At 66.0% G+C, this 11204-nt stretch carries 9 protein-coding genes and 1 pseudogene; 2 read left to right on the plus strand and 8 right to left on the minus strand.

Annotation, left to right across the window (positions count from 1 at the left end; genetic code table 11):
* Positions 1-611 (plus strand): annotated as a pseudogene (locus tag AZG88_RS28920) (2-oxoacid:ferredoxin oxidoreductase subunit beta); the annotation flags it as partial.
* Here AZG88_RS28920 and AZG88_RS28925 read toward each other — a convergent pair.
* The 7 genes from AZG88_RS28925 to AZG88_RS28955 all read right to left on the minus strand — a co-directional run bounded on the left by AZG88_RS28925 (position 587) and on the right by AZG88_RS28955 (position 8756).
* Entirely contained in the window at positions 587-1951 is a 1365-nt protein-coding gene (locus AZG88_RS28925; RefSeq protein WP_061699860.1) for an MFS transporter, read from the minus strand. The pseudogene AZG88_RS28920 and the gene AZG88_RS28925 overlap by 25 nt on opposite strands.
* 146 nt (positions 1952-2097) lie before the next feature.
* Entirely contained in the window at positions 2098-2892 is a 795-nt protein-coding gene (locus AZG88_RS28930; protein ID WP_005251366.1) for a 1,6-dihydroxycyclohexa-2,4-diene-1-carboxylate dehydrogenase, read from the minus strand.
* Positions 2889-4427: a benzoate 1,2-dioxygenase electron transfer component BenC gene (gene benC, locus AZG88_RS28935; protein WP_061699858.1), complete on the minus strand. Its 1539-nt coding sequence runs from the start codon at positions 4425-4427 to the stop codon at positions 2889-2891. Before benC ends, AZG88_RS28930 begins: the two co-directional genes overlap by 4 nt.
* Before the next feature lie 36 nt (positions 4428-4463).
* Positions 4464-4973 carry a benzoate 1,2-dioxygenase small subunit gene (gene benB / locus AZG88_RS28940; protein WP_005251370.1) on the minus strand — a complete coding sequence of 170 codons (510 nt, stop codon included), beginning with the start codon at positions 4971-4973 and terminating at the stop codon, positions 4464-4466.
* A gap of 14 nt (positions 4974-4987) precedes the next feature.
* Positions 4988-6364 (minus strand): benzoate 1,2-dioxygenase large subunit, encoded by a 1377-nt coding sequence (benA, locus tag AZG88_RS28945; protein ID WP_061699859.1) that lies wholly within the window; start codon positions 6362-6364, stop codon positions 4988-4990.
* A 182-nt stretch (positions 6365-6546) separates the two neighbouring features.
* On the minus strand, positions 6547-7542 hold the full coding sequence (locus AZG88_RS28950; RefSeq protein ID WP_061041963.1) for a 2Fe-2S iron-sulfur cluster-binding protein: 996 nt from the start codon (positions 7540-7542) through the stop codon (positions 6547-6549).
* A gap of 2 nt (positions 7543-7544) precedes the next feature.
* On the minus strand, positions 7545-8756 hold the full coding sequence (locus AZG88_RS28955; protein ID WP_005251375.1) for a cytochrome P450: 1212 nt from the start codon (positions 8754-8756) through the stop codon (positions 7545-7547).
* A 218-nt stretch (positions 8757-8974) separates the two neighbouring features.
* On the opposite strand from AZG88_RS28955, the gene AZG88_RS28960 reads away from it, so the two are divergent.
* Entirely contained in the window at positions 8975-9922 is a 948-nt protein-coding gene (locus AZG88_RS28960; RefSeq protein WP_005251377.1) for an AraC family transcriptional regulator, read from the plus strand.
* A 22-nt stretch (positions 9923-9944) separates the two neighbouring features.
* Here AZG88_RS28960 and AZG88_RS28965 read toward each other — a convergent pair.
* The coding region (locus AZG88_RS28965) for a 4-hydroxyphenylacetate 3-hydroxylase family protein (protein ID WP_061699861.1) at positions 9945-11204 on the minus strand (1260 nt) is incomplete at its 5' end.

Raw genomic sequence — 11204 nt, forward strand, 5'->3', positions numbered from 1 at the left:
CGCCGACCTCGGAGGTCGGCAAGGTCACCAAGTCGACGCCGCTGGGTTCGGTGGACCACCCGTTCAACACGCTCTCCCTCGCGCTGGGAGCCGAGGCGACCTTCGCGGCCCGAGCCATGGACTCGGACCGCAAGGGGCTGACGGAGGTGCTGCGGCAGGCGGCGGCGCACCGCGGCACGTCGTTCGTGGAGATCTACCAGGACTGCCCGATCTTCAACGACGGCTCGTTCGACGTCCTACGCAAGGAGGGTTCGGAGCAGCGCCTCATCCCGCTGACCCACGGCGAGCCGATCGTCTTCGGCGGAGCGGGCGAATTCTGCGTCGTCCGATCGGGTTTCGGTCTGAAGGTGGTCGCGACCGCAGACGTCGACCGGGACGACATCGTCGTGCACGACGCCCACACCGACGACCCCGACTACGCGTACGCACTGTCGAGGCTCTCGGACCAGGACCTCACCCACACCGTGACCGGTGTGTTCCGCAGCGTCACGCGGGACACGTACGACGACATGGTGCGCCTGCAGAACGAGATCGCGCGGGAGAAGGACCCGGTCGACGACGGCTCGCTGCAGCGCCTGCTGACCGGTCACGACACCTGGACGGTGGAGTAGGCGGCTTCGCCGGTGCCCGCCACCTCGGCGCGGGTGACCCGTGCGCGCGGAACGAAGAACGTCACGATCCCGCCCAGGACGGCGATGCCCGCGAAGACGTAGAACGCCACCTGGCTGCTGATGCCGGCGCTGATCAGTGCTCCACCGATCAGTGGGCCGAAGATCCCGCCCAGCCGGCCGAATCCGGCGCACCACGCCACTCCGGCGCCGCGTGCGGACGTCGAGTAGTAGTTGGAGACGAAGCCGTAGATCAGGACCTGGGTGCCGATGGTGCCGACTCCGGCGACCGCGACGGACGCGAGGAGCACCGGCAGCGGGAAGCCGAGCGTCAGGAGGATCAGGGCGAGTGCGGCGAGACCGAATGTCGTGGCGACGACGCGTTGCGGTCCGATGCCGTCGGCGACCTTGGAGGCGATCAGGCCGCCGAGGATCGCGCCGCCGTTGAGGACGAGCAGGAACGACAGCGAACCCTTCGCGTTGAAACCGGCGTCCTCCATGATCTTCGGAAGCCACGTGTTGAGTCCGTACGTGAGCAGGAGCCCGGAGAAGCTCATCATTCCGAGAAGCGCAGTGCCCCAGGCATAACGGCGTGTCGCGAGTGCGGCGAAGCCGACCTTCTCGACCGAGGCCCGTTCCGCGGCGATCTCGTCGGCGCCGGGCATCGGGATGCCCGTGCGTTCGGAGATGCGGCGGGCCTTGTCCTCGTGGCCGCGGGCGACGAGCCACTTCGGTGACTCGGGCAGTTTCACGAGCGCCAGCGGCAGCAGGATCACGATGGGCAGTGCGCCGATCCAGAAGAGGCCGCGCCAGCCGATCGTGTCGCGCAGGACGATGGCGAGGAGGGACGCGAGCACCCCGCCGGCGGGGACGCCGCTGTAGACGATCGCGTTGTACAGGTTCCGCTTTCCGGGAGGTGCGAACTCCGCCACCATCGCACCGGCGGTGGCGACGAGGCCACCGACCCCGATACCGGTGAAGAATCGCAGCAGGCCGAACATGGTGACGTTGGTGGCCAACGCGGCGAGTCCCATTCCGATGGAGAACCACGCGATGTTGACGAGCATCATCCGCCGCCGGCCCAGGTAGTCGCCCACGGCGCCGGCGGTGAGTGCGCCCACCATGACACCGACGAGCGCGTACGAGCCCAGTGCACCGGCCTGCTGCGCGGAGATCTCGCCGAGTTGACCGGGATCGTTCATCAACGTCGGGAGGATGGTGCCGTACACGACGAGGTCGTAGCCGTCGAAGATGATCGCGATCGTGGCGATCGCGACGACCCACGTGACGGCACTGCGGTGTCTCGGACTCGCCCAGGTGTCGGGGGTGGTGGATGGGTTCATGGTGATCTCCGCTCGGTGGGTGTGACGGGGAACCGGGACGAACTCGTAAGTGTGCTGTGTCACAATCGAATTCGACCAAAGAAATGCCCCATCGGCGAGACGATGCAATGCGCCCCGCCGATGAGGCGGTCGAGATCTGTGGGCAGCTAGCCGAGGTCGCCACCGGCGACGGGCAGTACCGTCCCGGTGATGTAGGTGGCCTCGTCGGAGGCCAGGAAGACGATGGCCGCGGCCTGCTCGTCCAGCGTTCCGTACCGCTTCAGCAGGGACGAGTCGACGGTCTGGTCGACGATCTGCTGGTACCAGGCCTTCTCCTGATCGGTCTCCGCGCCGGGGCCGCGGGGAACGCGGCGAGCGGGCGCCTCGGTGCCGCCGGGTGCGGTGGCCACCACGCGGATTCCGTACTGTGCGGCTTCGAGAGCGAGGGACGCGGTCAGGGCGTTGACCCCGCCCTTCGACGCCGCGTAGGGCACGCGGTTGACACCCCGCGTGGCCACCGAGGACACGTTGACGATGGTGCCCGACTCCTGCGCGATGAGGTGAGGGAGGACGGCGCGGCACGTCCACAGGGTCGGGAACAACGACCGCTGCACCTCCGCCTGGATCTGCTCGGCGGTGTAGTGCTCGTACGGCTTGGCCCAGATGGTGCCGCCGACGTTGTTGATCAGCACGTCGAGCCGGCCGTGCTGCTGCCGCGCCTCGTCGATCGCCGTCTCTGCGTCGGTGAACTGTTCCAGATCGGCGGTGATGCTGTGCGCGTCGGTGCCGTTCTCGCGCAACCCCTTCGCGACGTCGTGGACGAGTTCGGCGCGGTCGATCAGGATCAGCGACGCACCCTCGGCCGCGAGTCGGGTCGCGACCGTCAGGCCGATGCCCTGCGCTGCGCCGGTGACCGCGACGACCTTGCCGTCGAAGCGGTGCGGAGTGACGAGTCCACTCATGCGACGGCACTCCTCTCGATGGCGCGGCACATGGTGGCCTTGGCGTGCGCGCTGTGGCTGACGATCAGGTCGTGGGCGGCGGCCCGGTCACCCTTCTCGAAGGCGGAGACGATGTCGAGGTGGTCGTGCTGGATGTGCTCGTCCACCCAGTCCGCGGTGCGGAGCACCTTCGTCATGAGCTGCGTGACCTCCAGGCGGTTGTACGCCTCGAGGAGCACGTCGTTGGCGGTGCACCGGAACAGGAATTCGTGGAATGCGGCGTTGGTGTCGGTAAAGGCGCCGGCATCCGTGAAGTGGTCGTTCTCGATCGATTCGCACGAGGTCTCGGCGAGGATCCGGTACTCGGACAGCTGTTCCTTCGTCATCCGGCCGATGGTCAGTTCCATTGCACCGAGTTCGAGCGCCATGCGGGCGTCGAACTGCGCGTCCGACTCGGACAGCGGCTGGTGTTCCTCGCCGATCTCGTACTCGGGGGCCGCCTCGACTGCGTCGGCCGCCGGCGGTGCGGACGCCTCGGACCCACTCGGTGTCGCCGCGTTGTTGAACTTCTCGAAGTAGAAGTTCGCCGGCGTGACGCCCTCCGACTTCAGGTGGTCGCGCACCGCCTCGACCATGGGAGGCGGACCGCACAGGTACACGTCCACGTCGCCGTCGTTCAGGTGTGCGGGCTCGAACAGGCCGGTCACGTATCCCTTGTTCGGTGCACTGCTCGCCGGGTCGGACACGCAGTAGTCGAACGTGAACTGGGGCAGGAACTTCGTGTACGCCTCGAGCTTGTCCAGTTCCACCAGGTCCGCGTCGGACGAGACACCGTAGACCAGGTGCACGGGGTGGTCGGCGGCGTCGGTGCGCATCTTGTCGAGGATCGACAGCAGCGGGGCCAGCCCGGTGCCACCGGCCAGCAGCAGGGCGCGACGCTTCTGCTCGCGGAGGAAGAAGCTTCCCATCGGGCCGGTGAACTCGAGCGTGTCGCCGACCTGTGCGCGGCTACGCAGGTACTCCGACATCAGGCCACCGTCGGTGATCTTGACCAGGAACGACAGTTCCTTCGACGTGGGTCCGGTGCTGAACGAGTACGAGCGCGTCGCTTCGGTCCCGGGAACGGTGATGTTCACGTACTGGCCGGGGAGGAAGACCAGGTCGTCCCGGTTCGCGATCTCGATCGTGAACCCGATGGTGGTGTCGGAGAACTTGCGGATCTCCGTGACCGTCGAGGTGAACGTGCCTGCGGCGGTCTTCGCGACGTCGGACGTCGTCGGGATCTGCAGCACCAGATCGCTTTCCGGCATCATCTGGCACGGAAGGCAGTAGCCCTGCCCCGCCTCTTCGTCGGTGAGCGCTTCCTCGATGTAGTCGCCGCCGTCGTACGTGCCGGATTCGCAGAGCGACTTGCAGGTGCCGCACGCCCCGTCTCGACAGTCGAGGGGAATGTTGATGCGCGCGCGGTAGGACGCGTCGGCGACCGTCTCGTCGCCGTCACACTTGATGAAGCGGGTGATCCCGTCCTCGAAACTCAGTGCAACTTGGAAAGTCATGGAAAACAGCTCGATTCGCGAAGAATGGGGAAGAAATCAGATGTGGTAGATGTCGACCACGTGGTGGATGTAGTCGTTCTTGAGCACGACCTTCTTCTTCAGGATCAGAGGCTGCTCACCGGAGAAGTCGATGGTGTAGAACGAATTCCCGAAGTACGTGTCGACCGTGTTGTACCGGAAGTAGAGCGTGAACCAGTTGAACCGGACATCTACGACTTCGCCGCGACGGTCGGTGATCTCGACGTTCGAGATGTTGTGACCGGTGCGGGGTTCCGGAAGGCTCGTCGCGCTCGACCGGTCGGTCTTGATGCGGAACACCCGGTCCTCGATGCCACCACGGTTGGCGTAGTAGATCAGGGAGATCTCGGTCATCGGGTCGGTGGTCAGTTCACCGTCGTCGGCCCACGCCGGCATCCAGAACTCGGAGTCGGGGTGATAGCACTCGATCCACTTCTCGAACTCGCGGTCGTCGAGGTAGCGGGCCTCACGGTAGAGGAACTGCTCGATGTCGTGCTGGGTGACAGTGCTTTCGGCTACTGCGGTCATGTTTCTCGTCTCCCTCAGCGGTTGTTCGCGGCAACGTCGGCGTCGAGCGCCTTGGTGAGCGCTTGCACCCAGTAGCCGTGCTGGATCGGGTAGAGGCCCTCGTCCTCGGTCTTCACACCACTGGAGATGGGGTTGATGCCGATCTTCTTCGCACCCTCGTCGGGGCCCTGGAGTTGGTGGGTGACACCGCGGCTGAGGTCGTTGAACGGTGCGGCGCCGGCCTGGTACGTCTTCTGGCAGGAGCGGAACTCCTCGAGATCGTCCGGCGTGGCCATGCCGGTGGCGTTGAAGAAGTCCTCGTACTGGCGGATGCGGGCGGCACGTGCCGTGCGGCTCTCACCCTTGGGGGCGATGCAGTAGATGGTGACCTCGGTCTTGTCGACGGAGATCGGACGGAAATGGCGGATCTGCGAACCGAACTGGTCCATCAGGTACACGTTCGGGTACAGGCACAGGTTGCGGGACACGCCGATCATCCAGTCGGCGCGATCCTCCCCGTACTCGGCGACGAGTTCGTCGCGACGCTCGTTGAGGGGACGGTTGGCGGGGTCCGCCCACTTGGTCCACAGCAGCAGGTGACCGTTGTCGAACGAGTAGTACCCGCCCTGCTGCTTCGACCACTTGCCGGCGTCCATCGCCTTCGTGGCGTTGGTGGACTCGCCGGACTCCCGACGCGACGTGGTCGCGGCGTAGTTCCAGTGGGTGGCGGACACGTGGTAGCCGTCGGCGCCGTTCTCGGTCTGCAGCTTCCAGTTGCCGTCATAGGTGTAGGTGGACGCGCCGCGCAGCACCTCGAGGCCGTCGGACGACTGGTCGACGATCATGTCGATGATCTTCGTGGTGTCACCGAGGTGTTCCTCGAGCGGCGGGACGTCGGCGTTGAGGCTGCCGAACAGGAATCCGCGGTAGTTCTCGAACCGCGCGACCTTGGTGAGGTCGTGGGAGCCGTCCTTGTTGAACTGTTCCGGGTAGCCGGCCTCACGCGGGTCCTTGACCTTGAGGAGCTTGCCCGAATTGTTGAACGTCCAGCCGTGGAACGGGCAGGTGAACGTGGTCCGGTTGTCCGTCTTGCGCCGGCAGAGCATGGCGCCGCGGTGGCTGCACGCGTTCACCAGGGCGTTGAGCTCACCCTCCTTGTTGCGGGAGATCACGATCGGCTGGCGGCCCATGTACGTGGTGAAGTAGTCGCCGACGTTCGGGATCTGGCTCTCGTGGGCCAGGTAGATCCAGTTGCCCTCGAAGATGTGCTTCATCTCGAGTTCGAACAGGTCCTCGTCCGTGAAGACGCTGCGTCGCACCTGGTAGCGGCCGGTTTCTGCGTCTTCGATCAGTGCGTCGGCCAGCTTGGCGCGCACGTCGTCGGACGGCGCTGTGTACAGGGTTTCAGTCATGGGATCCTCCAAGATCTCCGGGGGGCTTGCGCCCTGCGAGGGCGCCCGGGTCCGGCAATGGATTCCACTCTTGCAGCCTGTGCGCTGCATCACACTAGGCATTTACCGAGTACTGACTAGGACGTGTTCGGCATGCGTACGCCGAGGCTCGGAGGGCCTCGGCGTGCGCACGCGGGCCGACTTCACACGGCTGGCGTGAACTTCTCCCGGAAGATGCGTCGCGGAGCCATACGCCGGCGCTTGAATGCCTTGACGCCGGCGTCGACCATCGCGGGCGGCCCGCACAGGTACCCGGAGTATCCGCGACAGGTATCGAAGTCCTCCACGAACGCGTCCGTGACGTAACCGGACCGCCCGGACCACGACTGGTCGCTCAGACACGGCACGTACCGGAAGCCCGGGTACGCCCGCTCCCACTCCTGGAACAGGTCGACATCGTAGAGGTCGGACTCCTCGCGCACGCCGTGATACAGGTGGATAACGCGTTCCGGTGTGGCCGTGAGTGCCTGGTGGGCCATGGATTTCAGCGGGGCGAGCCCGGTTCCGCCGCCGAGCAGGACCATCGGCCCCTCGTCGTCCGGATCGAGACGGAAGTCGCCGAGCGGCCCCGCCATTTCGACGCGTTCGCCGACGGACAGCGAGCCGAAGACCCAACCGTCCGTCGCGACTCCGCCTGGCTGCCTGCGGATGTGGAACTCGAGTTGTTTCGACTCGCCCGGCGTGTTCGCCATCGAGTACTGGCGGCCGTGGTCGGTGCCGGGTACTCGCAGTTCGACGTACTGCCCCGCGGAGAATTCGAGCGGGCTGTCGAGCGTGACGAGAACCCGCCGCGTGTCGCGGGCGACGTCCTCGATCGCGCTCACGGTGCCGACGAGGTCCCGCAGGGCGTGGACGGTGCCCGCCGGCGCCGTGTCCAGGCGTTCCACCACGGTGTCACCGCACGGAGTGGCCTGGCAGGCCAGGGCGAATCCCTGCTCGCGCTCGGCCCGGGTCAGCGTGTTCTCGGGCGAGCGGCCGTGGTCGACCGACCCCGATACGACCCGCAGCTTGCACGTACCGCACGTGCCCTGGTTGCACGAGTTCGGCATCCACACGCTGCCCCGGAGGAAAGCGTCGAGTATCGGCTGGTCGGGGCGGCATTCCACCCTGTCGGCAGCGACCGAGACGGTGAAGGTCACGGCTATACCTCCCACGTGGTCCGGAGGGCGGTCGGGCCGCGGAAACCCCAGCCCCAGAACTCGACGTCCGCGCCGGAGTCACGTTCGAGGTTCGGGATCGCCTCGAACAACTCCTCCAAGCCGATGCGGCAGACGTGATTGGCGAAGTAGATGCCTGCGCACGCGTGGTTGCCGGAACCGAACGCCAGGTGGGGGAGCGGGGGACGCGTCATGTCGTAGTCGGTGGGCGCGTCGTAGACGGCGGTGTCGTGGTTGGCCGAACCGTAGGACAACAGGACCACGGATCCCTCGGGGAGGAACACGTCCCCGAGCGTGACGTCCTTGGTGCTGATGCGGGCGGTCGCCGACCAGATCGGGGAGGTCCAGCGCATTCCCTCGGATATCGCCCGCGGAATCAGGGCGGGCTCGTCGATGACGGCCTCGAGCTGCTCGGGGCGGGTGAACAGGCCCACGAGTGTCGATGCCATTCCGTGCCCGGGTTCCTGCATCGCGCCCAGCAGGTAGACGAAGAGCGTGGGGTAGATGTACTCGCGGTCGCGGACTTGTCCTTCGGGCATGCCGTCGTGCAGCCAGTGCGAGATGGCGCTGTCGTCGGGTTCGACGGTCCACTTGTCGATGAGCGGATCGACGACGGCCCGGATCTCTGCCTTGGCCTCGTCGCCTTGCACGAATCCCTCCGGGTTCGTGAAGTCGCCGTTCGCGTCCACTCCGGCATTGGTGAAGGAGTTCGACAGTCGGTGGAACCAGTCACGCAACGTGTCCGAGCTGACGTCGTTCAGCCCCAGTAGATCACCGAGTGCGCGCACGCTGACGGGTTCGCAGTACTGCGAGACCAGATCGGCCTTGCCGTCGTTCTCGAACTGCTCCACGTAGCGCCGCGCGATGGGGCGGACGAGTCCGTCGACCCAGCGGTCCACCTCCGACGGTTGCAGTGCGGGGTCGACCATCGAGCGGAGGTCGCGGTGGATCTCGCCGTTGACGCCGATCACCGCCGGGTGACCGAACGTGCGGCCGCCGGCCTTGGTGATGATCCCCTCGAAGTCGGGGCTGTTGGCGATGGTGCGGCACAGGTCGGCGGTGGTCGCGACGAACGAACCGAGGACCGGGACGTAGGCCAGCGGCGCCTCGGCGCGCAGCCGCTCGTAGACGGGGTACGGGTTGCGCTCGAGTTCCGTCATCGTGATCTCGTCGATCCAAGACAGGGTGGCGGTCATCTGAATCTCCTCATTCAAAGCAACTGCTCGGAAACAACTTTCGTTGTGTGAGCGGGGTGAGGAAGAAGGTAGGCCGTCGCAGGAGGGTGGTCTAGCCACTCTGCGCGGTCTCTGGACCATCTGCGCGACTACTTGTGATCGCGGTCTCAATTATCCTCGACTGGGCGTGACGACACGGTTTCAATGAGGTCGGAACGATTCTTCAGTGAGGCAGGTGCATGACGATGGCATCGACGATCACCGAAACCCAGGACTGGGATGCGGCGTCGAGGGCGGTGGCCGGTGCGTACTTTCCCCACACGTTGACCGACTTGTCGCCGAACGGAGCGATGAAGCTGTCGATGCGGACCGTTGACCTCGGCCCCGTCACTCTCGGGAGGCTGGGCTGGGGTGCCGACGTGTCGATCGAGTGCGACTATCCGGATGCGTACGAGATCAACATTCCGCTGTCCGGTTCGCTGGAGTCCTGTTCGCAGGGCGACACGGTGCTGTCGCGGCCCGGTCAGGCCACGGTCTTCCGGGCGGACGAGCCGACCCTGATCACCCGGTGGAGTGGCGACTGCTCGGTGCTCGGCGTCAAATTCGACAGCGCCTACCTCGAGCAGGAGGCTGACCGGATCCTCGGCTCCGACCTGCGGCCCGGGCTGCACCTACCGTCGCAGATCGATCTCACCGAGGCCCCGGGACACAGCTGGTTTCGTCTGGTGCGCTCATTGACCGCGCAACTGCGGGAGCCGGCCGACCTCCTCGCCAACCCGGTGGTCGGCCCGCAGCTCGCCGGCGCGATCACGTCGGCCTTCGTCCTCGCCGTCACGCCCGTCGAGGAGGTGCGCGGGGGCGCGCCCCGACCGCGAATCGTCAAGCGAGTGCTCGACGGACTCAACGACGACCCGGCCCGCGCCTGGACGGCAGCCGACATGGCCGAGTTGGCGGGCACCAGCGTCCGCCGGTTGCAGGAAGGGTTTCGCGAGTATGTCGGGCGCAGCCCGTCGGAATGCCTCCTCGACATCCGTCTGAGTCGCGCCGACGCCGACCTGAGGGCGCTGGAACCCGGTGTCACGGTCTCCGAAGTCGCTGCCCGGTGGGGGTTTACCCACGCGGGCCGGTTCTCCGCCGCGTACCGCCGCAGGTACGGCAAATCCCCGTCAGAGCTGATTCGCTTCTGACGGGGATTGCGCGGGTGTGCGGTTACTTGTTGCCGAAGTACGAGACGTCGTCGTTGCCGATGAGGTCGGGGACCGTCCAGCCGTCGAGGTCGTATTCGGACAGGCACTGCTCGGCGAAGCCCTTCATGGAGGCGACGTCGCCACGGTTCTCGGCGGCGAACAGCAGTTCCGCCTTGACGTTTTCGTGGTTGCCGGAGTAGTTGCGCTCGTAGAGTTCGTGGCGGCCACCGAACTCGCTGCCGATCGAATCCCACAGTGCCTTCATGATCTTGACGCGTTCGACGGCGGTCATGCCGTCGGAGCCGCGGACGTACTTGTCGAGGTACGGCCGGACGTCGGGGCTCTTGAAGTCGCGGGCGCTCGAGGGGAGGTAGATCAGGCCGGACGCGACGTCCTGTTCGATGATCTCCTTGATTCGCGGGTAGCCCTGGATCATGAACATGCGGTACGTCAGCCCGTATTCGAGCTTCGGGATGACGGTGTCGCCGATCCAGGGCTCGGGGTTGCGTGCCATCGATTCGGTGAGTGACCAGAACAGGTTTCGCCAGCCGATGACCTCACCGACGCGGGTCTGCACGCCGCGGAACCCGCCCGCGCCGGTGGCGTCGAGTGCCTTCATCAGCATGCCGGCGATGAAGTCGAGTTTCACGGCGAGACGGGTGCAGCCCTGGAACGTGAAGCGGGGGAGGAATCCGGACTGCGGGAAAAAGCCGTTGATCTTCTCGACGTCGCCGTACATGAAGACGTTCTCCCACGGCACCAGCACCTTGTCGAAGATGAAGATGGTGTCGTTCTCGTCCATGCGGCTCGACAGCGGGTAGTCGAACGGGGTGCCCATCACGGCCGCGTTCTGGGTGAACGAGGACCGGCAGATCAGCTTCACGCCCGGCGCGTCCATCGGGACGGTGCAGATCAGGGCGAATTCCTTCTTCTTGATCGGCAGGCCGTAGTGGGCGATGAAGTTGTAGTTGGTGATGGCCGAGCCGGTGGCCACGACCTTGGCGCCGGAGACGATGAGGCCGGCGTCGGTCTCCTTCTCCACCTTCATGAACACGTCGCCGACCTCGTCGGGCGGGAGCTGCCGGTCCACCGGCGGGTTGATGATCGCGTGGTTCCAGTACAGGACCTTCTCCTGCGATTCCTTGTACCAGCGTTCTGCGTTGTCCTGGAACGGGGAGTACAGCTCCTTGTTGGCATGCAGGGTGCCGAGGAAGGAGGCCTTGTAGTCGGGCGACCGGCCCATCCAGCCGTACGTCATGCGCGCCCAGGTGGCGATGGCGTC

It is taken from the genome of Rhodococcus sp. LB1 (assembly GCF_001583455.1).
Taxonomy (GTDB): domain Bacteria; phylum Actinomycetota; class Actinomycetes; order Mycobacteriales; family Mycobacteriaceae; genus Rhodococcus_F; species Rhodococcus_F opacus.